Below are 25142 nucleotides of genomic sequence, written 5' to 3' on the forward strand. Positions count from 1 at the left end.
TCATTTCCTATGTGATAATTCATAGTCTTTAGGATAGAGACTATGAATTATAGTATTTCAATATATCCTACTGTTCCGTTTAAGCGAATGTGCTGTCCGTCTTTTATGAGTTTGGTTGCATTTTCAACTCCCACAACTGCCGGCAATCCATACTCCCGTGCTATAACTGCTCCATGTGTCATAAGTCCGCCAACTTCAGTGACCAAGCCCTTTACTGCTACAAACAACGGTGTCCAGCTAGGGTCAGTAAATCTGGTAACTAATATATCTCCTTCTACCAGATTTGCATCTTCCATGTTTAAAATAACACGTGCTCTTCCCTCTATAACTCCGGAAGAAACTGATAGACCTGCAATAGCATCATCCGGAATATTTTCCCGTTTATATTCGCCGGCAACTATTTCACCATCGGAGGTTATAACTCGGGGAGGAGTTAATTTTTCATATAATTTGTACTCTTCTTTTCTGTTTATAATAATTTGGTAATCCAGTTTGTTTGTGCCCACAACTTCGCGAAGTTCTTCAAAAGTGAGATAATATATGTCTTCTTTATCATTAATAGCACCGCTTATCACCAGTTGTTCAGCTTCTTTCATTAAAGCCTGCTTGTAGACAAAGTAGCGGCTGACTATGCTGTATTTTGGATATTCCCTAAATCCTGTGAAATTTCTTAGTATGTCAATCACTCGTTTTGTTTCTTTGACTTTTTGCGCACCATCCGGCAATTGCTTCAATCTATCTAATAATTCCTGTTCTTTTTTAAGAGCATCGTGTCTTCCTTGTTCGAATTTTCTCTTGCTTTCATCAGGCTCAAAGTTTTTGATGTTGTTGAGAATCATTGGTAGTAAAATAGCAGGTTTTTCGTTCCAACGGGTATTGGTAATATCAATTTCTCCGGCACACCTCATTCCATACTTGCTAAGAAAATCATAAATAGCATCTCTTACGTTCTGCCCTCCATCAAACTTAACAATTTTCTCTAAAAATTCATTATCTTTTTCATGCTTTAAATAATCAATTATTTCCGGATACGGACGAATTACATCTGCAACATCCAATATAGACAAACCCATTTCTGCAGTTATGTTGTTCGGTACAGATTGAGAAAGAATGTCAGCTGCGTTTTTTTCACCTAGCCAATCATACATTTTTTCATTGATCCATGTTAAAGCATCTAATGCAGTCATTAGCACAGCTGAACTTTTGGGGTCAAATATAATTTTCTTTAATTTTGGTATATCTTCCAGAATGAAATCAATTAATTCCACACCTGATTTATTATGGATGTTTTGTTTCAATTCTTCTAAAGATGATTGACTGTTTTTTATCAACTCCTGTACAATTTTCGGATCATCAACTTGCGAGTGAAAATCTTCCGGCAATCTGTCTTTATTGTTATTAACAGAACTCACCTCTTTCTTTTCATCTGTTAGAGACTTTGTAAAGTCTTGCTTTATTATGGTCATAAGTGCATCTTTCATAAGAGGATCGTGTTGACCCATGCTGTTTAATAAAGCATCTCTGGTATCAGGCGAAGCCAAAATCTGCGTAACATCAACGAACAGCCTTCCACCGGCTTTATACTTTGGTCCAAAAGATGTTAAATAAAACAAAGACATTCCTAATGGCTTCAAAGGGTCTGTCATCATTTGCTGATGACCGACAGATAGATAGACATGTTTTTCGTTTGTCGTTGCTTCCGGGATGGGATACAATGTTGTGATTGGTCGGCTCTGGATAATGTAAAATGTTTCATCAGCCAAACACCATTCAATGTCCTGAGGGTAATCAAAGTGTTCTTCTATTATCCTGCCAATATTTTCAAGCTGTAATATCTGATCATCTGTCAGTGCTTGCTTGTTCTGCTGCTCAGGTGTAGTCTCCTGTACAAAAATACCACCATCCTTTGAGGAATAGACAGCCATTTTCTTGTTTGATATATTCTTATGAATAATTTTTCCATCTTGTACCTTGTAGTTGTCAGCATTAACTATCCCGGAGACTAAGGCTTCACCAAGTCCGAAGCTGGCATCAATGGATAAAATCTTTCTGTTAGAAGTAACAGGATCAGCAGTAAACAAAATTCCTGCAGCCTGTGGGAATACCATTTTCTGAACAACCACAGACAAATAGACCTTGCTGTGGTCGAAGCCATTTTGAATGCGATAAATTACTGCTCTCTCAGTAAACAGAGAAGCCCAGCATTTGCTGATATGCTTTATGATTGAATCCTTTCCCATAATGTTAAGATACGTATCCTGCTGGCCTGCAAAGGAAGCTGTGGGCAAATCCTCTGCCGTTGCGCTTGAACGTACTGCATATGCATTTTTTTCTCTAAAACTTAAGAGAATGCTGGTTATTTCTTCTTCAATTTCTTCTGGGATGACAGCATCCTCTATGAGCCTTCGAATCTCAGCACTGATTTTATTTATTTTATCCCTGTCTTCTAATTTTAAAAGCGATAACCGATCAAGCAGTTCCTTAATAGACGGCGTTTCTCCAATGATTCTTTTAAATGCTTCAGTAGAAACACAAAAACCCTCGGGCACGCGTATGCCTTCAATCCTGGAAAGTTCCCCTAGATTTGCTCCCTTACCACCAACAGACATGATTTTTGTTTTGTCAATATCCTTAAACCCAAGAACATATGAACTCATATGTCTACCTCCTATGGCTTTACTATTTATATTTTGATTGTCTTTCATAAAACTATTAGAGTGAATATTTTTTTGACACTAATTTTGCTAGCTATTCATTGTATTATTGCCTCTTGCTTCTGCAATAATCCCCATTATAGCATTATCAAAAAATAACAAACAGACTACACTTATATTTTTTTATATGTTATAATTAAAGTGGAGATAAATAAAAGTTATGTACGAAATCTTGCGAGTTTTAAAAATAAAAAATACCATTAATCAATAAATATTTAATGGTATTTACTAAAGAAAATTAGACTTTTAATTGATCACTGAGAACCGTCCCCTATGATTTACACCCTTAGTGAGCCACGAAAGCCCCTGACACCATAGTAAGATTCTGCTCCATTGTGATAGACAAAGACAGTGTCATAGCGGCGATCACAAAACAATGCTCCACCGAGTTTCCTGATATTTTCAGGTGTTCTGATCCAGCTTGACGTCTTAGTATCAAAACTGCCAAGTTTCTGCAGCTCCCTGTATTGTTCTTCATCTAACAGCTCAATACCCATATCATCAGCCATATCAACAGCATTATTTTCAGGTTTATGTTCTTTCCTTGACTCAAGTGCCTCACGGTCGTAACATATACTTCTGCGGCCTTTTGGGCTTTCTGCTGAGCAATCATAAAAAATGTATTCATCCGTATTTTTATCATGACCAACTACATCCGGTTCACCACCGGTTCTTTCCATTTCATAAAGTGACCAGAGATTTTCAGAATCAATTTCAAGTTTTTCTTGCACCTTTGACCAGTCAATGTTCCTATGGCGGTTCATATTTTTTTCAAAACGCACTTTTAATATGCTTATCAGTTCTTGGTGCTGTTCCGGTGACAATTTTATTTTATTGCTGACTTTATCTATTTTTGACATGTGATTTCTCCTCATTAATTTTAATTTATTAAGATATAGTGATTATACCCAATAAATAAATTAGAAATCACCACACATTATAAGAGTTAAAAATCTCCTGTACTTACACCCGAAGTTTCAAATGTAGCCATTTCATCAGCAATTTTTAAAGCTGCTTCAACCATTGGAAACATAAGTGCTGCACCTGTGCCTTCTCCTAATCTCATGTTTAAAAATAATCTTGGCTCTATACCAATGTGTTTTAAAGCTATTAATTCACCTTTTTCTTCTGAAGAATGAGAAGATATCATATATTCAATTGAAAAAGGATTTAATTTTGCAGCTACAAGAGCTGCTGCAGAAGAAATGATGCCATCTAATATTGTTGGTACTTTTTGTTTTGCTGCTTCTAAAATTGCACCTGCCATTGCAGCAATTTCTAATCCTCCTATTTTAGACAATACATCTATTGGATCATCAGGATTTGGATTATTTATCTTAATTGCTTTTTTTATTACCTCATGTTTATGTTTTAAAGCATCATTTTTCAAACCGGTTCCGCTGCCTGTAGCTTCTTCAACACTGCAGCCTGTGAAAACTGTAATTAAAGCTGCACTTGGAGTTGTATTTCCGATTCCAACTTCTCCTGTTGCTAAAATGTTTTTTCCAGACTCAATTGCATTTGATGCAACCATAGCACCAGTCAATAAGCTTCTAAGAGCTTCTTCTCTTGTCATGGCTGGGCCTTCTGCAATATTATCTGTTCCGTTTTTTATGCGGTTAGCCATAAGTTCTGGTGGACTAATAGGACGAGATATACCTAAATCGGTACATACAAGGTCTGCTCCTGCATGATTAGTCAACACATTGATTCCGCCGCCTCCACTTAAGTAACTGTTGAACAATTGTGCAGTTATTTCCTGTGGAGCTGCGCTAACCCCTTCCTTTACAACACCATGGTCTCCGGCCATTAATAAAACTGCCTTTCCCTTGATTTCAGGATATGCAGTTCGTTGTATTCCTGCCAGCTGAACAGCAATATCCTCAAGCACTCCAAGACTCCTGGTAGGTTTTATCTTACCATCAAGTCTCTCCTGCATTTCTTTAGCTGAGTTAAAATCAGGCTTTTTAATACCTGATATGATTTCATTTAGTCTCAGCTCCAGTTCTTTTTCACTCATGTTCCTAATGTTTAAATCTTTGCAAAATCCATTGTTCATTTACACTCCTCCAATTAATAAAAAAAATAAAGTCCCGCCATAATATTATATGGTCGGGACTTTTCCGTCATCACGATGCTTTCAGTAAATGAAAGACTTTTTTCTTTCCAGGCAGGTCTCCTGACTCAGACTCAAGCATCCTTTTGCCCCTTCCCGGCATATGCCAGTGGTACGGCAAAGGATTCATCTTCACAGTGTTGGGTACGTAACGGACTTTCACCGTCTTCCCTATTCTCCCTAATGGGCACCTGAAATTTATATTTAATTAATTCAATTTTAATATAAAATTCAAGCTAAGTCAAATAAATGTAACTGTAAAATTTATTTTTCCATAAAAACAGACCAACCATATAAATATGAGTTGATCTGCATTGTTTATTATCTTTGAACTCTGCCTGAAGCATCGCCTTTTAATAAATTCTCGACCTCAGAAACAGTGACCATATTGAAATCTCCATTAATTGTATGTTTTAAAGCAGAAGCAGCTACGCCAAAATCCAAAGCATCTTTAAAGTCCTTACCTTCAAGCAAGCCGTATATTACTCCGGCTGCGAAGGAATCACCGCCGCCGACTCTGTCTACAATCCTGATATCATATTTTCTGGAATGATAAAATTCATTGCCATCATATGCACATGCTGACCAGCCATTGTCCGAAGCAGAATATGATTCTCTCAGTGAGCTGATTACATATTTAAATCCAAACCTTTCCTTCATTTGCTCAAATATATTTCTATAACCTGCCAGTTCCAATTCTCCGGAAGTCACATCTGTCTCACCTGGTTTAAATCCCAAAACTTTTTCTGCATCCTCTTCATTGCCGATACAAACATCAACGTACTGCATGAGATGAGTCATCACTTCCTTAGCTCTCTCAGATGACCATAGATTTTTTCTGTAATTCAAATCAACAGAAACTGTAACCCCATGTTTCTTAGCAGCTTTTAATGCTTCTTCAGTAAGGTAAGCCGCCTTTTCACTTAAAGCCGGAGTTATGCCTGAAAAATGAAACCAATCAGCATCTTTAAATATTGCATCAAAATCAAAATCACTTGCTTCAGCCTCTGAAATTGAAGAGTGAGCTCTATCATAAACTACCTTTGAGGGTCTCATTGATGCTCCAGATTCTAAATAGTATATGCCTACTCTTTCGCCGCCTCTCACTATATAATCTGTGCTTACTCCAAATCTTCTCAGATGATTTATTGCTGCCTGACCTATTTCATTTTTAGGCAATTTAGAAACAAAGTATGCATCGTACCCAAAATTGGCCAGTGAAACTGCTACATTAGCTTCTCCTCCTCCATAAACAACGTCAAAGGAATCCGCTTGTATAAATCTTTCATACCCCGGAGTTGAAAGCCTGAGCATTATTTCTCCCAAAGTCACTACTTTTTTCATATATCCTCCTACTGTTCTCTTACAGATTTTACCTTGTCAACAAATTCTTTAGCTGATTTGGTCATTTCCTCACTGGAACCCTTTGTTAAATTACCACCAACACCTACAGCTATACATCCGTTCTTAATCCACTGATCCACATTATCCAGACTTACTCCGCCTGTAGGCATGAGTACTGCCTGAGGCAAAGGACCTTTGACTGCCTTTATATACTCAGGACCAACGAGACTGCCCGGGAATACCTTGATAACATCTGCACCAGCTTCCATAGCCTTGATCATTTCAGTCAATGATACGCAGCCTGGCATATAAAGTATTTGATATCTGTTGCACAATCTTGCAGTATCAATATCAAATGCAGGGCTTACAATAAATTTTGCACCGGCCAATATTGCAATCCTGGCAGTTTCGCTGTCCAAGACTGTGCCTGCACCAACCAATAACGTATCACCGAATTCTTCTGTCAATGCCTCAATGACCTTTTGAGCCCCCGGAACTGTAAATGTAATTTCAATAGAATCTATTCCGCCGTTCATACAAGCCAACGCTATATTCTTTGCCTGCTGGCTGTTTTCTGCTCTTACAACAGCCACAACACCAACATTTTCAATTCTTTGCAGAACCTCATATTTTCTCATTTTCATCCTCCCTGATTTTTTATAATACAAATATAGAAAATCTATCTCACAAGCCATCCTCCATCAACTGCCAATATATGACCATTTACATAATCAGAAGCAGGACTGGCCAAATAAACAACCGTACCCATTAAGTCCGAGGTTTCTCCCCATCTGTCGGCTGGAATTCTTGATAGTATTTCAATATTTCTCTTTTCGTCCTGCCTTATGGGAGCTGTGTTATCTGTCTTAATATATCCCGGTGCTATTGCATTTACCTGAATATTCCTGTTAGCCAATTCGTTTGCAAATGCTTTTGTTAATCCGGCTATACCATGTTTACTGGCAGTATATGACGGAACAAACTTTCCTCCCTGAAATGACAGCATTGATGCTATGTTGATTATTTTTCCTCCGCCTTGCTCAATCATATATTTTACTGCTGTTTGAGATAGGTAATATATTGAATTGAGGTTTATATCAATAACCTCTTCCCAATCTGCATCCTTAAACTCTGTGATGGGAGATCTTCTTATGGTACCTGCATTGTTAACAAGGATGTCTATTTTCCCATACACTTCAACACATTTATCAATAGATGCCTTTGCCATGTCTTTATCAGATAAATCTGCCTGCATGAATTCTATTCTTCTGTTTTCCTTTTTAATTAAACTCTCGATTTCTTCCCAGTTTGTTTTGGAACGACATGGTAAAAAGATGTCGGCACCTGCCTTTGCCAGTGCAACTGCATAGGCCAGACCCAGCCCCTTATTGCCGCCGGTTATAACAGCAACCTTATTTTTCAAGGAAAACATGTCCATATTAAATTTATCTAATTCACTGAACATTTCATCCATAATTGATCTCCTTTATTTTATTTTAATATTATCTATGTGGTCCATATCTGTAAACTCGATATTTTCTCCAACCATTCCCCATATAAATGTGTAATTTTTATTGCCTACACCTGAATGTATAGACCAGCTCGGTGATATGACTGCTTGTTCATTCCTCATGACAATGTGCCTTGTTTCATCAGCTTCACCCATTAAATGAAAAACCAGCCCTTCTTCATCCATATCAAAATATAAATAAACTTCCATTCTTCTTTCATGAGTATGACACGGGAAAGTATTCCATACATTGTTTGGCTCAAGCTTCGTAAGTCCCATCACTAATTGACAGCTATCACATACATTAGGATGAATGTATTGATATAATTTTCTTTCGTTTGATGAAGCCAGACTTCCCAGATGCTGCGGTGTTATATACTTCATGTCAATTTTTACCGTAGGATATTCCTTATGAGCAGGAGCGCTGTTCAAATAAAATTTTGCAGGATTATTGCTATTATCACTCTCAAAACAAACTTCCCTGACTCCCTTGCCTACATACAGCCCATCCTTATTATTCATTTCATATTTTACGCCATCCAATGTCACATATCCTTTAGATCCAATATTAATGATTCCAAGCTCTCTTCTTTCTAAAAAAAAGCTTGTTCCCAGTTCCTTACCCGCTGGCAATTCCAATGAATCAACAGGTACCGCACTCCCCACGATTATTCTGTCAATATGACTGTAAAGTAACTTAAGTTCTCCATTTCTGAACAAATCATCGATTAAAAAATTATCTCTCAGACCCTTTGTATCCAGTCCCTTGCCTTCTATTGGGCTTATGCCATATCTAACTTCCATTTTTTCCCCTTTCTTCATCCATTTTTTAATTTATTACATATGCTTTATCAGCTTCAGCATGGGCCTTTGACCTTAAAGCGTATAAAATTACACATAGTATCATTAAAACATTTGCAACTACAATAGCACCCATACCGGCTGCAATGCCGTAAGCATCTGATATGGCACCAGTAAGAACAGGCATAATTATAGCACCCATGCCCCCCAGCACAAGCAAGACACCCATTGCTATAGGATACAGTTTAATGATATTTCCAACTGTAGAAACTGTTGTAGCATAAATACCTGCCATTGAAAATCCTAATCCCATTATGGCGAAAGTTATTATCTTTAAGTTGTTTGTAGAAAGCAATAATAAATAAAAGGCAGCTGTTCCAAAACTAGTTAGTAACAAAAGTGTTTTCTTCGATATTCTATCCCCTAAAAATGCACAAGTTAATCTTCCAACAAGAATGACCAACCACAACAAGGAAGCAAGCATTTGGGCATATTGTATGGTCATAATATGTGAATCAATGAAATATTTAACCATCCATCCGTTAATAGCTGCTTCTGCACATAAATAAAAAAACAATATACCACAGCTGATCAAGAAATCCGCATTTTTCAAAAACCCATATGAAACCTTTACTTTTTTAGCCTCTTTCTCTGCATTATCAATTTTCATCCTTGAAAATAAAAATATAGAAATCAAACAAAGAAACACCATAACACCGGCAGCAATTTTCCATCCCTGTTCATTGGAAATGTATGTGCATAAGATTACCAGGAAGGGAGAAATCAAAGCACCAACTGCAAAAATACTATGCAAAATATTGAGTGCCACCGGGCTGCTGTCAGACAGCTCATTAACAACTGAATTATTAAAGTTTGATATGCTGCCTCGGCTGAGTCCTGTAAATAAAAATCCCAAAATTAATAAAATTGGATTACCCGTTAAAATCATAATAGAAAATCCCATGACTACAAAACTGCATAAAAACATAATTGATTTTTTTCTGCCTAAGTATAACGGTAATATCCCTGCAATAAACCCGGAAATTAAATTGCCTACCTGGTGAGCAGATAACAATGCACCGCTTACCGTATCCTTCAGTCCATATTCAGCGCTGATTAAAGGAAGCAGTGACCCCAGACTCATGGCATATATTCCATTAATCGCAAAGACGAAAAAACAGCAATTCAAAATATATCTTTGTTCTTTGTTAAGCTGTGTGTAAAATGACTTGTTTTTCATGCTTTATTCCCCCAACTCACAGTTAACTGTTAAAGCTACTATTTTTTATTGATAAAATCCTCTCTGTAGGGAGTGAATATGTCTAAGAGAACCCCCTCTTTTGTACATTTACAGCCGTGAACCAAGTTAGGCATCTTATACAACGTATCACCTTTCTTCACGATGTTTTTAATTCCATCGATTTCAAACTCAAACTCACCTTCCAGGACATAGGAAAGCTGAGTATGAGGATGGCTATGTAATTGCCCCACAGCATCTTTTTGAAAATGTACTTCCACAGCCATAAGTTGATCTCCATACGCTAATATCTTTCTTTTTACTCCTTCAGATACTGTTTCAAAATTACAATCTTCTGCAAAAACAAAAGGCTCATTCATGATTGATTCCCCTAAGCATTTTTCTGACTGCACCTTTTTCTGATACCAATTCTGCAAAATATTCTTCCACTTTTTCTCCCAGTCGTGCCTCATAAAGATTTACGCCAAATATATTTGCATTTGACAGGATTGGCTTAAGCTGGTCATGAAATGGTCCTTTATCTCCAAGAGCAATATCTGCCACACAAGGCACTACTTCTTGCAGAAGCGGATCAGAACTTAACTCCATTTTATCTCCATTGTCATCAATACCCATCAGATATCTGCACCATCCGGCAAACACAAGGGGAATAAGCTCTAAATCCGTAACGTTTAGATCTTTCCTTGCCATATAAGCTTTTATTGTTTCGCCAAAACGAATTCCCAGCTTCTGAGATGTATCTGTGGCAATTCTTTGAGGTGTATCCGGCATAAATGGGTTTGGAAACCTAACCTGTAATACTTCATCAATGAATTTTTTCGGATCAATTATTTTTGGATTAACGACTACCGGAAAACCTTCATTATACCCAATTTTTTCTACTAAGTTCTTAAGATCAGTATCTTCCATCTCCTTTGAAATTTTATGATATCCTAATAAGCAACCGAATATTGCAAGGGTGGTATGAAGAGGATTAAGACAAGTACAAACCTTCATTTTTTCCACCTTGTCAACGGTCTCTCTATCTGTAAAAATCACACCGCCTTCTTCAAGATTCGGCCTGCCATTTGGAAAAATATCCTCTATTATCAGATACTCTGATTCTTCTGCATTTACAAATGGCGATACATAGCTGTTTTTCGATGTGATTACGTCCTCCACATCTTCAAATCCATCATCCTTCAGCATCTTCCTTACACTTGGATCAGGCCTGGGTGTTATCTTATCAATCATAGACCATGGAAAAGAAACTGATTCGGAGTTATTTATATAGTCTTTAAAACCTTTATCAACTAAACCCTTTGCTGCCCAACTTTCAGCAAATGCGCTGACTGCCTCATGCAGTCTTGTTCCGTTGTGAGACATATTGTCCATGCTGACCAGTGCTATTGGCAGTCCGCCGTGCACATATCTTTCATAAATCAACGCTGTTACCTGTCCAAAATAACTTGCTGGGCTTTGAGGTCCATTTTCAAGGTCCTCAACTACATCAGATAAATATTCATCCTTGACGCCCTTTAACTTATAACCCTTTTCAGTGATAGTAAAACTTACCATTTGCAGACTGGGGTTTGCAAAGATTTCTTTTAATCTGCTCCAGTTTGTATCATTTTTTTCATCTAAAACCAGCGATTCTGCAATACTTGCAATGACCGTCTTTTCTATGGTGCCGTCAACCTTCAGTGTAACAAGGACTGTCAAATTATCATGACTTTGATATATTGTTTCTATGCTTTCTCCACCAACGACAACAATCCCCTTGTCACTTTTGCCAGCATTCAGTAAATTCTGCTGAACATTTGCCATAAATGCTCTAAAAATATTGCCTGCCCCAAAATGAATCCAAACAGGATTCATTTTCGTATTCTCCCTTACCTGTTCAATATTAAATTCCGGAAGCTTAAATCCGGCCCTTACCCAATCATCTCTATGTTTTAAAGCATCTAAATTAAGCTTCATTTCATACCTCCGACAGATTACTTGTTTGACTTTTCGATTGCTTCCCATAATCCATTCAGATAGGCTGCACCTAAAGCCCTGTCATATAGTCCATAACCGGGCATCGCTTTTTCTCCCCAAATCATTCTGCCATGATCAGGTCTGATAGGTCCGTCCATGCCAATATCATAAAATGCTTTCATGATTTCATACATATCCAGAGAGCCATCTGAAGACAGATGAGCTGCCTCATCAAACTTACCCGGTGCTAAATGAATTATGTTTCTCATATGTCCAAAATGTATTCTTCCCTTGAATCTTCTTATCATATCCGGTATATCATTTTCAGGGTTTGAGCCTAAAGAGCCCGTGCATAATGTAAGACCATTGTTGACTGAGGGAACTTCATCCAATAATCTTTGAATATTTTCCTTGTTTGATATAATTCTTGGCAGATTAAAAACTGACCATGCTGGATCATCCATGTGAATGGCCATCTTAATTCCATATTTTTCGCAGGTGGGCATAATCGCATTTAAGAAATATACAAGGTTTTGGAATAACTTTTCTTCATCAACATTTTTGTACATCTCGAACAGTTCTTTTACCCTTGCCAGCCTTTCCGGTTCCCATCCTGGCATTACAAATCCATTGGAATTGGCATCCATTTCTTCAAACATTTTAGCAGGGTCAATCTTATCTATAATCTCCTGATCATAAGAAAGAACCGTTGATCCATCAGGTCTTTCTTTAGCAAGTTCCGTCCTCGTCCAATCAAATACGGGCATGAAATTATAGCATACTAAATCAATGCCTTCTTTACCGAGATTTTCAAGGGTTTCAATATAATTCTCAATATATTGCTCCCTTGAGGAAAGACCAATTTTAATGTCATCATGTATATTTACACTCTCTATGCCGCTCAATTCAAGTCCTTCTGCTTCAACTTCTTCCTTCATTGCTCTGATTTTTTCTCTCGTCCATACCTCTCCGGGCTTTGTATCGTAAAGAGTTGTAATAACACCTACACAGCCAGGAATCTGTCTTATTTGCTTCAAGGTTACGGTATCATATTTACTACCAAACCATCTTAATGTCATTTTCATCCTTGTCATCACCACCATAGTTTTATTGAAAATTATAAAGCAAACAGTAATACAAATTAATCTTTGTAACAAATATTTATTTGTTTATTTTTGAAACTACATATTTATAAAAATCTTCTTTTTCTGTTCCCAGCATATTATCTTTTATTATGAAACCATGTTTATTGGTTGTAAGTATTACAATCATATTCTGTTTTTTAAAAACACCTTTTATAGTATTCCACTTTAACTCTGAATTTTCATTTTTAGTTTTTATATAAATACCATTGTCATCAAACCCAATCTCCATATCATACGGGACTGTTGCTACATGACTTTTGGCTCTCATATAGACTGCTGCAGGTTGAATAATCGTAAATAAACTGACTGCCATAACTAAAAGTATTTTTATAAATATATTTACTTCTCCCCAAAACTTTGTTGTCAAAAGTACCATTGCAACAGTAAATATAATATTAAGTATCCCTACCATTGAACCATAGACACCATACATAGATAACTTCCAGAGGTCAAAAGCCTTTGTTTCATAAATAAATTTATATTTCATTTTTTGTTTACCTAAATAGAGATGGAAGCCATAAACTAATTCCTGGAACAAAGGTAATGAGTATGAGTGTAATAATCATGCATATATAAAATGGCATTGTGGCTTTTACAACGCGCTCCATGGGTACTTTTGAAACTGCAGAACCAATAAATAAAACAGCTCCAACAGGTGGTGTTAAAAGACCAATACCACAGTTCAAGACTATCATAATACCAAACTGAACAGGATCAATACCAATAGATGTTGCTATAGGCAGCAATATTGGGGTAGCTATCAATATGATTGGAGCCATGTCCATAATGCATCCAAGCACTAAGAGGATAATGTTTAAAAGCAATGCTAAAACAATCGGATTATTGGAAATGCTAATAATCGCATTTGCTGCTAACTGCGGAACGTGTAAACGAGTGAGTAAATATCCAAAAATACTTGAAGTTGCAATCAATATTAGGACAATAGAAAGTGTATCCACACAACTTTCCAATGCTCTCCAAACACCCTTCCAATTAAGACCTTTATAAATAAATACACTAACAATCAAACTGTAAACAACTGCAATAGCTGCTGATTCTGTAGCTGTAAAAACACCCCCAACCACACCTACTACAACTATTAGAACGGAGGCAAGCGCCCAAAAGGAAGTACCCAATTGTCTTATTAAATACATCATGCTGAATTTATTGCCTTTTGGATAGTTTCTTTTAACAGAAATGATATACGAGCCTACCATTAATGAAACTGCCAGCAATGCGCCAGGTAAATATCCTGCCAGGAAAAGACTCCCTATGGAAACACCACCCGCTGTAGTGGCATAAATAACCATGTTATGACTTGGCGGAACTAAAAGCCCTTCACAGGATGAAGTAATAGTAACTGCCGTTGAAAAGTCATCATCGTAGCCTTGTTCTACCATCATGGGAATTAATATACTGCCAAGAGATGCAGTATCTGCAGCTGCCGAACCTGAAATACCTCCAAAGAAATACGATGCAACGATGTTTACCATCGCCAAGCCTCCTCGCATCCAGCCAACACATGCATTCGCCAGCGCAATCAGTTTTTCAGAGATACCACCAGATCCCATGAGAACACCCATTGTAATAAAAAAAGGTACTGCCATAAGACTGAAAGAACTAATCCCCTTTACCATCTGCTGAACAATGGTAGTAAGCGGTAGTCCTTGGTATAATAAAGTGAACAAAGATGAAAGAGCTACTGCATAAGCAATAGGAAATCTTAAAAATACCATTATGAAAAAACTACTAATCAAAATTAATATTGCCATACTTTCAGCACTCATCATATATCCTCCTCTATTACAAAATATCTTTTTAAATGATTATATATAGCCTCTATTTCAAAAATAACCATTGCTATACCTGCCAACGGGACAGGAAAATACATCCAAAATCTAGAAAGGCTTGGCATGCTTACATAAGATCCCTTCGAACCAATTTGTACAGAATATTTCCACCCAACTACTATCATTACCACAGCAAGAGCTAAAACAGCAAAATCCGAAATAATATCCAAAGTGATTACTAATTTTTTAGGCAAATATCTATCAAATGCTGTCATACGAATATGTGCATTCCTTCTGATGGCTAAAGCCGCAGAAAGAACAGCCATATATGCCATACAAGTTAAAACTATTTCCTCACTCCATGATGGATCCGGAATGAAAGAAATATATCTACCAGCAACAGCCATTGTGGTAATAAGGATGTCTACTATTAATAATAACTTGCATAAGAGCAGGACCACCTTATAAACCATATCATATGCCGGTTTAATTCTGTCAATTGTATTAAAAATTCTTGGCATACATACCTCCCTAATAAATTGGACACAAAGGCTATAGCCTCCGTGCCCTCTTTAATGATTAATAAATCAATTTATCTTATTTCATATCAACAATTTTTTGATAAAGTTCTTTATTGTTTGCTGTTGCAGATTCAATTACACCTTTAACTGCTTCTTGCCAAGGAGTTATATCCTTAACTTCTACAACATTTATACCATCTGCCTTTAACTCTTCAAGCACTTTGTTTTCAGCTTCTTCAGAAATCTGTCTGTTGTATTCAGATGCAAGCTTGCCTGCTTCTACAAGAGCATTTTGTTGTTTTTCTGTAAGGCCGTCCCAAGCCTTATCTGTAATGATTACCTGGATCGCACCAAGTGTATGACCATCAAGAATTAAGTTTGGTGCAACTTCCTGGAATCCATTGGATTTGTAATTTGCTATAGGCTGTTCAGCACCGTCAACTACACCAGTTTGAAGTGCAGAATATAGTTCACCGAAAGATACAACTGTAGGTGAAGCACCAAGTCCTTCTACCATACCATTCATAACAGGGTCATTTGATACTCTGATTTTCATACCCTTTAAATCCTCTATACCGCTGATAGGATCAACTGTAAAGAAATGACGGAAACCTTCTTCTCCATAGAACAAACCTCTTACGCCACTGCCATTTTCGTGTGGTTCCAAAAGGAATTCAGGTGCTAAATCAGATGTTGCAAAATTCCAGAAATGTTCACGATTTACAAATGTAAAAGGAATAGAAAGAAGTTTTGATTTTTCTCCGCCATAAGGTGTAAGAGCAAATGCTGATATACGTGACATATCAATTGTATCACCGCCGCCCAGCATTGTGTCAAGTACATCGTTTTCCGAACCTAAAACACCACTGGCTTGAATATCAATGACAATTGTTCCTTCGGAAAGTTCTTCAACTTTTTCCTTGTAGAAAGTAGCCATTTTACCAACGATAGTATCTAATGGATTAACCTCTGCATAAACAAGAGTAACCACTGGGTCTTTTGACGGTGCTTCTGCAGGTGCCGGTGTTTCTGCAGGTGCTGGCTGTTCAGCTGGTGTTGGTGATTTCATTCCGCAACCAGCTAGCGTTGCAGCAAATAATACTAACACAAGGCTTAATACTACTACTTTAAAACCTTTTTTCATTTTTCACCCTCCAATTTTTTTACACAATATTATATTTACATTTTAGAAAATTCCTAAAACTTCTCTAGTGTATCAATGTTCAGGAAATTTCTATAAAAATGTCTTTAGAAATGGTTTTCCTATAAAATATACTACCATACCAGTTAAGATAATGTCAATACCTTATGTATTTAATTTGAAGAACCTCCGATAAAATTACTCCTTAAAGTATTGAGGATATTTTTTCTTTAATTCAACCTGTTCAAATTTCAGCTTTGTTATATGATTGCTTATAACATCCTGTGCCGTCTGATCCTCATGATTCCTGATGCTCTCCATTATTTGCTTATGCTGTTCAATAACTGTTTTCCAATTAGTATCAGCAATAAATGAAAGCATACGAACACGCTTGTATTCAGCATTTATATGTTCTATGAAAGACCATGTTCTTTCCTTATTGCAACCAGCAAATATTGTTTTATGAAACTTATCATCCGTCATAAGAAACTCATAGAATAATTTCTGCTCTACCAGTCTTTGTTGTTTGTTGATATTATCCTGAAGGACATTTAGTAACTCCTCCGGAAAACTTTCTACAGCAATCTTAAGTACTGACTTCTCTATACTTTCTCTTATAAATCTTGCATCTTCAACAATACTTAAATCAATATAGGATATATAGGTTCCTCTCTGAGGAAGAGCGTAAAGCAAACCTTCTTTTCCTAATTTAATAAAAGCTTCTCTGACTGGCGTCCTGCTGACATTCAGGATGTCAGAAATCTCCTTTTCACTGACCCGACTGCCAGGAGCCATGTTAAGGTTAATAATGTTTCTCTTTATGATTTCATATACATAGTCACCGACTGATGTACCGTCTTTTGGCTTTATTATTTCTAATTCCATATGCTCACATCCAAACCAATAATTTCATTACTACCATACTACTATATCAGATTTCAGATGTCAATGGAATTTAAAATAAAAAATTATAATGTTACTCCTGTTTTAAAAATTGCTATTTCTCTAAACTGGTTTTTTTCATTATTTACAAGCTTGCCGCTGGCAACGTCAATGATATATCTGATAAAATCTTCCAGTACCTCTTCCATTGATTTGTCTTCTACAAGTACCCCTGCATTAAAATCTATCCAGTTTTTCTTTCTGTTATAAATTTCTGAATTTGAAGATATTTTTATGGTTGGAACCAAAGTACCAAATGGCGTCCCTCTGCCCGTTGTAAACAAAACCAAATGGCAGCCTGATGCAGCTAAGGCCGTTGAAGCTACTAAATCATTGCCGGGAGCACTCAGAAGGTTCAATCCTTTTTCACTAATTATCTCTCCATACTTCAGTACATCTGTAACTTTAGAATGGCCTGCTTTCTGCGTGCAACCAAGCGATTTGTCCTCTAACGTGGTAATACCGCCGTTTTTATTTCCTGGAGACGGATTCTCATACACAGGCTGGTTATTGGCAAGAAAATACTCTTTAAATTCATTAATTAAGTGTACTATTTTTCCAAAAACTTCTTCATTCATTGCCCTTTCCATCAATATGGTTTCGGCTCCAAACATTTCAGGAACCTCCGTTAGTACGCTTGTTCCTCCCTGAGCAATTAAATAATCAGAAAAATTCCCCACCAATGGATTTGCTGTAATACCCGAGAGACCGTCAGATCCTCCACATTTTAACCCAACCTTTAGTTCAGAAAAAGGTACCTCTTCGCGAACATCATCCTTCATTGTCTTAAATATTTCTCCTAAAAGACGAACTCCTTCTTCTACCTCGTCTTCCACTTCTTGCGCCACTAAGAACTTAACTCTTTTTTCATCTGTGCTGCCAAGATGCTCCTTGAATGCTGCTACCTGATTATTTTCACAGCCAAGTCCCAGCACCAGTGCTCCGCCACAATTAGGATGCTTTACTAAATCACCTAAAATTCTCTTTGTGTTTTCATGATCTTCTCCTAATTGTGAGCAGCCATAGTTATGCTTGTAGACCTCAATATGGTCAATCAAACGTGAATCTAAAGTTGTCTTAAATGTGTCTGCAATTTTTTGCCCAATGCCGTTTACACATCCTACCGTAGGAATAATCCATAATTCATTTCTTATGCCAACGCTGCCGTTTTTTCTTTTATATCCCATGAAAGACAAGTTGTCATTTATTATATCTAGGTCAGCCAATTTCTGATTATAAATATATTCCATTTTTCTGCTCAATTTTGTCTTAGTATTATGCACATGGACAAAATCACCTTCATCTATGTGGACAAATGCATATCCTATGGGTAATCCATATTTAATTACGTCTTCACCTTTACTTATTTTTTGAATGGCCAGTTTGTGTCCCTTGGGAACATCAGTCTTAACCTGTATGGTCCTTTCATGGATTTTTATTTTTTCCCCGGCCTTTAAGTCTGTAAGTGCAACTGCCACATTATCTTTATTATGGATTTTTATGAATTTTTTCATAGTGCTCCTTCTGACAATCTTTAAATTTTACCAAATTAATGAACATCAAACTCAAAATATCTGTTTGCGTTGTTATAAGAAATATCCCTTACTATTCCACCCAGTAAATCCATATCGTTTGGAAGTTCTCCCTTTTCTACCCATCCACCCAACAAATTACATAAGATTCTTCTAAAATACTCATGCCTTGTATAGGATAAAAAGCTTCTTGAGTCAGTGAGCATTCCAACAAATCTGCTTAAAAGCCCCATATTCGATAAGGCAGTCATTTGTCTAATCATGCCATCTTTTTGGTCATTAAACCACCAGCCGGATCCAAATTGAATTTTTCCAGGTATTCCCCCTCCCTGGAATGATCCTATCATTGTGGCAAGGACCTCATTATCTCTGGGATTTACACAATAAAGAATTGTTTTTGGCAGCTCATTTGTTGTATCCAGTGCATCTAAAAATTTGGCCAAAGCATCTGAAAAAGCATAGTCTCCAATTGTATCAAATCCTGTATCAGGACCAAGATTTCTCATCATCCTGCTGTTGACATTTCGAATTACTCCAATATGAAGCTGCATAGCCCAGCCTAATCTTGCATATTCTCTTCCCAGGAACAACAATACATAGGTTTTATATTTTTGTATATCTGATATAGTCAGATTGTTCTGGTTTAATGCCTTAACAAAGATATTGCTGACTTCTTCATAGCTGCCATTTTCAAATACAACCGGATCCAAGGCATGGTCAGAAGCTCTGCAGCCCATGGAATTAAAATATAACACACGTTCCTTTAATGATTCCAGTAAAGCATCCAACGTCTCTATTTTTCTTCCGACTACATTTCCCAGATTATTTATCCAAGCTGTAAAGCCATCCTTTTCAATATTTATTGCCTTGTCAGGTCTGAATGCGGGCAATACTTTTACATCAAAGGTATTATCTTTTGCAATTGCTTTATGATATTCCAATGTATCTGCAGGGTCATCAGTAGTGCAAATCACTTTTACATTTGATCTTCTGATTAATTCTCGTGCTGTAAATTCTTCTTTTTGCAGCCTCTCATTACACTTCTCCCAGATGCTTTCTGCAGATTTTTTGTTCAATAATTCATCTATTCCAAAATATCTTTGCAATTCAAGATGAGTCCAATGATACAGCGGATTTCCCACAGTGTATGGAACTGTTTCTGCCCATTTCATAAACTTATCCTTATCTTCAGCACCACCGGTGATATACTCTTCATCGATGCCGTTGCTTCTCATGGCCTTCCATTTATAATGGTCACCCCCAAGCCAAATTTCCGTAATATTTCTATAGTGCTTGTTTTCTGCAATCTCTTTGGAGCTTAAGTGGCAATGATAATCGATAATTGGCATTTCTTTTGCAAAATCATGATACAGCTTAATGGCAGTTTCATTGTCTAATAAAAAGTTTTCATCCATAAATTTTTTCATCTTTTACCCCTCATTTTATTATTGGTTTATTGTTAATCAGATATTTTTTACTGCTTCCTGCATTCCTTTTTTCAATATTGCTTCTAAATAATCTGTAACTTGCCTACTGAGATTGTTTACTTCGTTTAAATCCATTTCCCAATTCTTCACATAGCCCAATACTTTTTCAACCAGATTTTCCAGACCTTGTCTTGTTCCATCATAATTTGCCCACAGCCTTTTAAATAAAGCAATTGTCTCCTCATCATCCTTCAAATCAATTTGGACACCATCTCTGTCTCCTTTATAGAAGGAAATAAGCGCAGCAAGAGAAAATACCAGTCGCTTTGGAAGACAGTCATATGTCTTTTGATATTGCAAAATAGACGGCAAAACTCTTGTTTTAAATTTAGACATGGAGTTCAGGGATATACTCATCAGATAATGATTTATAAATGGGTTCTTAAATCTGTCAAGCACTGCCTGAGCAAAGTCGTTCAGCTCTTTCTCGGACAGTTCCAATGTGGGTATAATTTCAGTATAGATTGTATCATGAATAAACTTGCCGGTGACTTTATCTTCCACTGCTTCCCTTACAGTATCTTTTCCATACAGATAAGCAACAGGCATCATAGATGTGTGAGCTCCATTCAATATCCTAACTTTTCTTGTCCTGTAAGGTGTAAGGTCATCCACAAACAACACATTCAGTCTTGCTTTATCAGCCGGAAATTCTTCCTTTACCCATTGTGGTCCTTCAATAACCCATAAATGGAATTGTTCCCCTTCAACCAACAGATTATCTTCATACCCTAATTCCTCAGTGATTTTTTCTATTTTATCCTTTGGGTATCCGGGCACGATTCTGTCAACCAAAGTATTGCAGAATGTATTGTTTTCATTGATCCACTCAGTGAATCCTTCTTCCAAATTCCACAATCCCGCTAATTTCAGAATAATCTCCTTAAGCTTTTCACCATTTTTGTCTATTAGCTCGCACGGAAGGAAAATAAATCCTCTCTTCTTATTTCCGCCAAAAAATTTGTATCTATGATATAAAAGTGCTGTCAGCTTGCCTGGAAAGCTGCTTTGTGGCCTGTCTTCAAGATGGTCCTTCTCTTCATAAGCAATTCCGGCTTCTGTTGTATTAGAAATAACAAATCTTAATTCCGGGTTTTCGGCTGTTTTCAAAAACTCGTCATAGTCGCTGTATGTATTTATTCCTCTGCTTATAGAACTTATAATTGAATGTTCACTTATGGCTTCTCCGTTTTTAATTCCATTTAAGTATAAAGTGTACAATCCGTTTTGTTCATTTAATTTCTTTATGCTGTCATTATTTCTTGGTTGTATAACAACTGCACTTCCGTTGAAATTTTCTGTCTTATTCATTTCATCGATCATCCAGTCAACAAAGGAACGTATAAAATTACCTTCACCAAATTGTAACACTTTTTCCGTATAATATTTTTTATTATAGCATTCCTGGATTTTCTTCAACGTTGCTTCCTCCTTAATTTTATTTACAATTGCATTATAATGTTAATTGAAATTATCCAGCACACTCATGCATACGATTGCAAAGCAATGAATATATCTCGAAAATTCTTTTTGTCAGTGCATGACGTAAGTTCACTTCTAACATAACAATATACCTTTAAAATATCTAAGTCAACAAATATTCTAAAGGTTATTGCTATGAGCTCGTACCGCATCCTCATCACTATTAGCTGAAAACAGCACTCCATATCCGTTAGATTTCAATAATTCTATTACCTTGGAGTCAATCGCTTACTAATTTATTCAATTCCTTTGTTATCAATGATAATGATATATACAGTGACTTTATCATATTCTTCGTAAGTGACAATTGAGGAGTTCCTTCTTTTAACTTTTCCTGTGCTTTTTCGCATTTGCTGATTGTTGATGTTATTGGCGGAAGTGCTTTTTCTAAATCTTCTTTTGTTATATTTTCAAATAAAAAATCGCTATTCAATTCCTTTTTTATTAATGATGTTGATATGTAGAGAGCCTTAAGCCTGTTTCTGGTAAGTGTTGCCTGAGGAGTACCTTCTTTAAATTTAGGCTGTACTTTCTCAGACCTGCTTATCATAGAGGCAATTGTTGGAATAGCTTTTTGTAGCTCCTCTTTAGTGAAATCGCTCATAAAAATCTCCTATCATAGTTCTATTTTTTCCAGTTCCAGCAAGGCCCTTTTCATGTCAATACCACCTGCATAACCGATTAGTTTACCGTTTGTTCCAATTACACGATGACATGGAACAGCAATTGTAATTGGATTTTTATTGTTAGCCATGCCTACAGCACGACAAGCTTTTGGACTGTTCACTGCTTCTGCAATCTGTTTGTATGAACGGGTTTCTCCATACGGAATATCACAAAGAGCACGCCAAACTTTTTTCTGAAAATCTGTTCCTTGAAATTCATACGGAAAATCAAAGGATTTACGATTGCCCTTTAGATACTCACATACCTGGTTAAAAGCCAGGTCAGAAAGAATTGAAGGTACATTGTCAGCATCTATTTGATCCACTCGCTTCAAAAAAATTATTTCAGTATCAGTATATCCGATTTTCAGAATTCCAAATTCAAAATAATAATAAGCGTATTTGTTCATTTTCGATGCTCCTTTCTGTACTTGGCAGGTGATATTCCTGTTCCTTTTTTGAAAAAGCGATAAAACGACGACAAACCGTCAAAGCCTACTGAACATGAGATTTCAATGATTTCGTCATCAGTATGTAAAAGCAGTCTTTTTGCTTCCTCCAAGCGCAAATTACCAACATATTCAGACATGGTAACACCGTATTCATCCTTAAAGAGTTCAGCCATGCGGTGGTGAGATATTCCCAATTGCTGCAATTTATGATTTAGTTCACATCTTTTATAGAAAGATTCGTCAAGTAACTGTTTAGCCTTTCCTGTAATTTCTTTCATCGGCTGATAGTCTGAAATATCACTTCTGCATCTCTTGCATGGACGAAATCCAGCTGCTAGTGCTTGTTCTGCTGCATCAAAAAAACAAACATTATTTTGTTTAGGTAATTTTGATTTACAGGAGGGACGGCAATAAATTCCTGTAGATTTTACAGCGTAAAAAAAGATACCGTCATAGGACGCATCATTTTCAGATACTGCTTTCCACATTTCATCATTAGTCATTTCGCCATCTCCTTTTTCTTTTTTGGTGCATAATCCCGCATTTGTGGTATTGCACCGCCTGCAATTGCCCAGAGATACAGACTTGCCACCGTACCGTAAGGTGAATATCGTTTTTTGTATTTCTCAAACTTTTTTCTATCGATATTTCTATGATGATATAGCATACGCATGCCACGATGTATTGCCAAATCTCCAAAGCTTACTACATCAGGTCGCTGTAAACAGAATATCATAATCATTTCTGCTGTCCATACACCTATACCTTTCAAAGAGGAAAGTTTTTTGATAATCTCTTCATCTGACAGATCATTGAGAATATTAATGTCAAATTCTTTATTTCTTACCTTATCTGTAAAATCTTTGATATACTCTGCTTTTTTGAATGTCATACCCAGTTTTTGCAATTCATTTAATTCAAGAGAATATATATTGTCAGCATTTATATCTCCAATTTTATCTATTAGCCTCTGCCATATTGTAACTTGAGCTCGGGTGGATATTTGTTGCCCGATAATGTGATGGACTATGGACGAAAACATGTCATTGTCAACTGCTCTGTATATATGTCCAATATGATCAATTGCTTCCCCAAGCAGCTTGTCGCGGCTTTTTAAGAATTCAATTTCTTTGTTGTCGTACTCAAAATACAAAACTTCACCTCCTTACAACTATAGATTATATCAAAAGCTTCTATTTGTTTTCTTCTCATTTTTGGATATTCAATTAATTATTTTGGACAATTCTCCCTATCCATTGAGAACCGTCCCATTGACTATTTTGAATTTTGAATAATGGATTTTTCCATAAGCTCTAAAGTCTCAATATACTCCGGCTTAAGCTTTTGATACAAATTTTGTCTGCATGCTTTCGCTTCTTCCGGCTTACTTTTTCTTCCCTTAGTTTTAATAACATCATACCAGTATAATTTATGATTATTATAGTATACGTCAAAATCAACCAACCTCTTACCATCAACTGAATATTCCAGCGCCATTAAAATCATTTTAATTTCCTGCGGGGTTAAAAATGTAAACAACCTCACCTGATATGTCAAGACTGAGTACAGAAGCACAGCATGATCCTTAGTCCAGCTTTCTCCTAAAATCATCCCTATTTCCAGTTTGGACATTATAAACATGAGTCTGTCATAATGTTCCTTATATTTTCCATAAGAATCATAAATATTAATTCTAAGCTCATACCACTGACTGTCATTTAAGTTTTGAGTAATATACCTCAGTCCTTCTACTCTAAGTCTTCCATGAACTTCAGTGATCGGATGCGGTATTAATAGTTTTGTAATAAGGAAATCAGATGACGAAATTGTATCGCTGATTGACTTATTGGTAAAAGCTAAGATAGTATCATCTTTTTCTCCTATCCTAATGCCGTCTATCCAATCAACCTCCTTACCATCAAAAACAATCTTTAGCTGATCAATTAATTTTTGTTCATTACCTGCTATACGCATAACTATTGATGAAGGACCCATGTCCACCCTTTGTAAAAGATTACATGCATGACTGTTAATAATTGTAGATAATATTACTGAAGCAACATCGCGAATCAGCACAATTTTTTTGGCATCCTCTATACAGGTTTTTTCAATATTTATATCTGTTATGAAACATAAAGTACAATTTTCGGTTGCATTCTCAAACCCTTTTTGGAAATCTGTTTCTTCACCACTCAGTTTTAACTCTAAAAATCTTGTGATTTCATCAACATTTTCTGTTCTAATAAACAAATAACGCGGTCCCATCCTAAATAACAGCATGAA

General features: G+C 36.5%; 24 protein-coding genes and 1 riboswitch. All 24 genes read right to left on the reverse strand.

Annotated features, from left to right (window positions below; translation table 11 throughout):
* Window positions 1-47 precede the first annotated feature (47 nt).
* The 24 genes from ppsA to LY60_RS16105 all read right to left on the reverse strand — a co-directional run bounded on the left by ppsA (window position 48) and on the right by LY60_RS16105 (window position 25139).
* Window positions 48-2657 carry a phosphoenolpyruvate synthase gene (ppsA, locus tag LY60_RS15990; RefSeq protein ID WP_145086225.1) on the reverse strand — a complete coding sequence of 870 codons (2610 nt, stop codon included), beginning with the start codon at window positions 2655-2657 and terminating at the stop codon, window positions 48-50.
* A 335-nt stretch (window positions 2658-2992) separates the two neighbouring features.
* Window positions 2993-3574 (reverse strand): DUF4256 domain-containing protein, encoded by a 582-nt coding sequence (locus LY60_RS15995; protein WP_145086228.1) that lies wholly within the window; start codon window positions 3572-3574, stop codon window positions 2993-2995.
* 86 nt (window positions 3575-3660) lie between these two features.
* The gene (cobT, locus tag LY60_RS16000) at window positions 3661-4773 is read right to left on the reverse strand and encodes a nicotinate-nucleotide--dimethylbenzimidazole phosphoribosyltransferase (RefSeq protein WP_145086231.1); all 1113 of its coding nucleotides are present in this window, start codon (window positions 4771-4773) and stop codon (window positions 3661-3663) included.
* 93 nt (window positions 4774-4866) lie between these two features.
* Window positions 4867-5040: riboswitch (cobalamin riboswitch) on the reverse strand.
* Window positions 5041-5151: 111 nt separating this feature from the next.
* Complete coding sequence (locus tag LY60_RS16005; protein WP_145086234.1) at window positions 5152-6174, reverse strand: sugar kinase; 1023 nt, start codon at window positions 6172-6174, stop codon at window positions 5152-5154.
* A gap of 8 nt (window positions 6175-6182) precedes the next feature.
* On the reverse strand, window positions 6183-6812 hold the full coding sequence (locus LY60_RS16010) for a bifunctional 2-keto-4-hydroxyglutarate aldolase/2-keto-3-deoxy-6-phosphogluconate aldolase (protein ID WP_145086237.1): 630 nt from the start codon (window positions 6810-6812) through the stop codon (window positions 6183-6185).
* Between the two features lie 41 nt (window positions 6813-6853).
* Window positions 6854-7639 carry a 2-dehydro-3-deoxy-D-gluconate 5-dehydrogenase KduD gene (gene kduD / locus LY60_RS16015; protein WP_145086328.1) on the reverse strand — a complete coding sequence of 262 codons (786 nt, stop codon included), beginning with the start codon at window positions 7637-7639 and terminating at the stop codon, window positions 6854-6856.
* A 21-nt stretch (window positions 7640-7660) separates the two neighbouring features.
* Window positions 7661-8488, reverse strand: coding sequence for a 5-dehydro-4-deoxy-D-glucuronate isomerase (gene kduI, locus LY60_RS16020; protein WP_145086240.1), 828 nt, complete (start codon window positions 8486-8488; stop codon window positions 7661-7663).
* A 25-nt stretch (window positions 8489-8513) separates the two neighbouring features.
* Window positions 8514-9725 carry an MFS transporter gene (locus LY60_RS16025; RefSeq protein ID WP_145086243.1) on the reverse strand — a complete coding sequence of 404 codons (1212 nt, stop codon included), beginning with the start codon at window positions 9723-9725 and terminating at the stop codon, window positions 8514-8516.
* 38 nt (window positions 9726-9763) lie between these two features.
* Complete coding sequence (locus tag LY60_RS16030; RefSeq protein ID WP_145086247.1) at window positions 9764-10102, reverse strand: cupin domain-containing protein; 339 nt, start codon at window positions 10100-10102, stop codon at window positions 9764-9766.
* The gene (locus tag LY60_RS16035; RefSeq protein WP_145086250.1) at window positions 10095-11702 is read right to left on the reverse strand and encodes a mannitol dehydrogenase family protein; all 1608 of its coding nucleotides are present in this window, start codon (window positions 11700-11702) and stop codon (window positions 10095-10097) included. The genes LY60_RS16030 and LY60_RS16035 overlap by 8 nt, the downstream gene beginning before the upstream one ends.
* 17 nt (window positions 11703-11719) lie before the next feature.
* Complete coding sequence (uxuA, locus tag LY60_RS16040) at window positions 11720-12787, reverse strand: mannonate dehydratase (protein ID WP_145086253.1); 1068 nt, start codon at window positions 12785-12787, stop codon at window positions 11720-11722.
* Between the two features lie 76 nt (window positions 12788-12863).
* The gene (locus LY60_RS16045; RefSeq protein WP_145086257.1) at window positions 12864-13334 is read right to left on the reverse strand and encodes a YcxB family protein; all 471 of its coding nucleotides are present in this window, start codon (window positions 13332-13334) and stop codon (window positions 12864-12866) included.
* A gap of 7 nt (window positions 13335-13341) precedes the next feature.
* Window positions 13342-14634 carry a TRAP transporter large permease gene (locus LY60_RS16050; RefSeq protein WP_145086331.1) on the reverse strand — a complete coding sequence of 431 codons (1293 nt, stop codon included), beginning with the start codon at window positions 14632-14634 and terminating at the stop codon, window positions 13342-13344.
* Window positions 14634-15158, reverse strand: a complete 525-nt coding sequence (locus tag LY60_RS16055) for a TRAP transporter small permease (RefSeq protein WP_145086260.1) — start codon at window positions 15156-15158, stop codon at window positions 14634-14636. The genes LY60_RS16050 and LY60_RS16055 overlap by 1 nt, the downstream gene beginning before the upstream one ends.
* 76 nt (window positions 15159-15234) lie before the next feature.
* On the reverse strand, window positions 15235-16302 hold the full coding sequence (locus tag LY60_RS16060) for a TRAP transporter substrate-binding protein (RefSeq protein ID WP_145086263.1): 1068 nt from the start codon (window positions 16300-16302) through the stop codon (window positions 15235-15237).
* Window positions 16303-16497: 195 nt separating this feature from the next.
* Window positions 16498-17184 (reverse strand): GntR family transcriptional regulator, encoded by a 687-nt coding sequence (locus tag LY60_RS16065; RefSeq protein ID WP_145086266.1) that lies wholly within the window; start codon window positions 17182-17184, stop codon window positions 16498-16500.
* An 83-nt stretch (window positions 17185-17267) separates the two neighbouring features.
* Window positions 17268-18755 (reverse strand): UxaA family hydrolase, encoded by a 1488-nt coding sequence (locus tag LY60_RS16070; protein WP_145086269.1) that lies wholly within the window; start codon window positions 18753-18755, stop codon window positions 17268-17270.
* Between the two features lie 35 nt (window positions 18756-18790).
* Window positions 18791-20200, reverse strand: coding sequence for a glucuronate isomerase (gene uxaC / locus LY60_RS16075; RefSeq protein WP_145086272.1), 1410 nt, complete (start codon window positions 20198-20200; stop codon window positions 18791-18793).
* 36 nt (window positions 20201-20236) lie between these two features.
* Entirely contained in the window at window positions 20237-21679 is a 1443-nt protein-coding gene (locus LY60_RS16080; RefSeq protein ID WP_145086274.1) for a tagaturonate reductase, read from the reverse strand.
* 283 nt (window positions 21680-21962) lie between these two features.
* Window positions 21963-22346, reverse strand: a complete 384-nt coding sequence (locus LY60_RS16085; protein ID WP_145086277.1) for a hypothetical protein — start codon at window positions 22344-22346, stop codon at window positions 21963-21965.
* A 12-nt stretch (window positions 22347-22358) separates the two neighbouring features.
* Window positions 22359-22817: a methylated-DNA--[protein]-cysteine S-methyltransferase gene (locus LY60_RS16090; protein WP_145086280.1), complete on the reverse strand. Its 459-nt coding sequence runs from the start codon at window positions 22815-22817 to the stop codon at window positions 22359-22361.
* Window positions 22814-23362 carry a bifunctional transcriptional activator/DNA repair enzyme AdaA gene (locus LY60_RS16095; protein ID WP_145086283.1) on the reverse strand — a complete coding sequence of 183 codons (549 nt, stop codon included), beginning with the start codon at window positions 23360-23362 and terminating at the stop codon, window positions 22814-22816. Before LY60_RS16095 ends, LY60_RS16090 begins: the two co-directional genes overlap by 4 nt.
* Window positions 23359-24012 (reverse strand): DNA-3-methyladenine glycosylase family protein, encoded by a 654-nt coding sequence (locus tag LY60_RS16100; protein WP_145086286.1) that lies wholly within the window; start codon window positions 24010-24012, stop codon window positions 23359-23361. The genes LY60_RS16095 and LY60_RS16100 overlap by 4 nt, the downstream gene beginning before the upstream one ends.
* Before the next feature lie 122 nt (window positions 24013-24134).
* Window positions 24135-25139: a hypothetical protein gene (locus tag LY60_RS16105; protein ID WP_145086289.1), complete on the reverse strand. Its 1005-nt coding sequence runs from the start codon at window positions 25137-25139 to the stop codon at window positions 24135-24137.
* Window positions 25140-25142 lie beyond the last annotated feature (3 nt).

Origin of the sequence: Sedimentibacter saalensis, from assembly GCF_007830175.1 — a bacterium.
GTDB lineage: Bacteria > Bacillota > Clostridia > Tissierellales > Sedimentibacteraceae > Sedimentibacter > Sedimentibacter saalensis.

Coding starts and splice junctions, on each gene's coding strand:
- LY60_RS16055 (WP_145086260.1), bottom strand. CDS start 15,158: ATGCCAAGAATTTTTAATACAATTGACAGAATTAAACCGGCATATGAT.
- LY60_RS16005 (WP_145086234.1), bottom strand. CDS start 6,174: ATGAAAAAAGTAGTGACTTTGGGAGAAATAATGCTCAGGCTTTCAACT.
- LY60_RS16025 (WP_145086243.1), bottom strand. CDS start 9,725: ATGAAAAACAAGTCATTTTACACACAGCTTAACAAAGAACAAAGATAT.
- LY60_RS16060 (WP_145086263.1), bottom strand. CDS start 16,302: ATGAAAAAAGGTTTTAAAGTAGTAGTATTAAGCCTTGTGTTAGTATTA.
- LY60_RS16095 (WP_145086283.1), bottom strand. CDS start 23,362: ATGACTAATGATGAAATGTGGAAAGCAGTATCTGAAAATGATGCGTCC.
- LY60_RS16090 (WP_145086280.1), bottom strand. CDS start 22,817: ATGAACAAATACGCTTATTATTATTTTGAATTTGGAATTCTGAAAATC.
- ppsA (WP_145086225.1), bottom strand. CDS start 2,657: ATGAGTTCATATGTTCTTGGGTTTAAGGATATTGACAAAACAAAAATC.
- LY60_RS16070 (WP_145086269.1), bottom strand. CDS start 18,755: ATGAAAAAATTCATAAAAATCCATAATAAAGATAATGTGGCAGTTGCA.
- LY60_RS16105 (WP_145086289.1), bottom strand. CDS start 25,139: ATGCTGTTATTTAGGATGGGACCGCGTTATTTGTTTATTAGAACAGAA.
- LY60_RS16035 (WP_145086250.1), bottom strand. CDS start 11,702: ATGAAGCTTAATTTAGATGCTTTAAAACATAGAGATGATTGGGTAAGG.
- LY60_RS16085 (WP_145086277.1), bottom strand. CDS start 22,346: ATGAGCGATTTCACTAAAGAGGAGCTACAAAAAGCTATTCCAACAATT.
- kduD (WP_145086328.1), bottom strand. CDS start 7,639: ATGTTCAGTGAATTAGATAAATTTAATATGGACATGTTTTCCTTGAAA.
- LY60_RS15995 (WP_145086228.1), bottom strand. CDS start 3,574: ATGTCAAAAATAGATAAAGTCAGCAATAAAATAAAATTGTCACCGGAA.
- kduI (WP_145086240.1), bottom strand. CDS start 8,488: ATGGAAGTTAGATATGGCATAAGCCCAATAGAAGGCAAGGGACTGGAT.
- LY60_RS16050 (WP_145086331.1), bottom strand. CDS start 14,634: ATGAGTGCTGAAAGTATGGCAATATTAATTTTGATTAGTAGTTTTTTC.
- LY60_RS16065 (WP_145086266.1), bottom strand. CDS start 17,184: ATGGAATTAGAAATAATAAAGCCAAAAGACGGTACATCAGTCGGTGAC.
- cobT (WP_145086231.1), bottom strand. CDS start 4,773: ATGAACAATGGATTTTGCAAAGATTTAAACATTAGGAACATGAGTGAA.
- uxaC (WP_145086272.1), bottom strand. CDS start 20,200: ATGAAAAAATTTATGGATGAAAACTTTTTATTAGACAATGAAACTGCC.
- LY60_RS16045 (WP_145086257.1), bottom strand. CDS start 13,334: ATGAAATATAAATTTATTTATGAAACAAAGGCTTTTGACCTCTGGAAG.
- LY60_RS16030 (WP_145086247.1), bottom strand. CDS start 10,102: ATGAATGAGCCTTTTGTTTTTGCAGAAGATTGTAATTTTGAAACAGTA.
- LY60_RS16010 (WP_145086237.1), bottom strand. CDS start 6,812: ATGAGAAAATATGAGGTTCTGCAAAGAATTGAAAATGTTGGTGTTGTG.
- uxuA (WP_145086253.1), bottom strand. CDS start 12,787: ATGAAAATGACATTAAGATGGTTTGGTAGTAAATATGATACCGTAACC.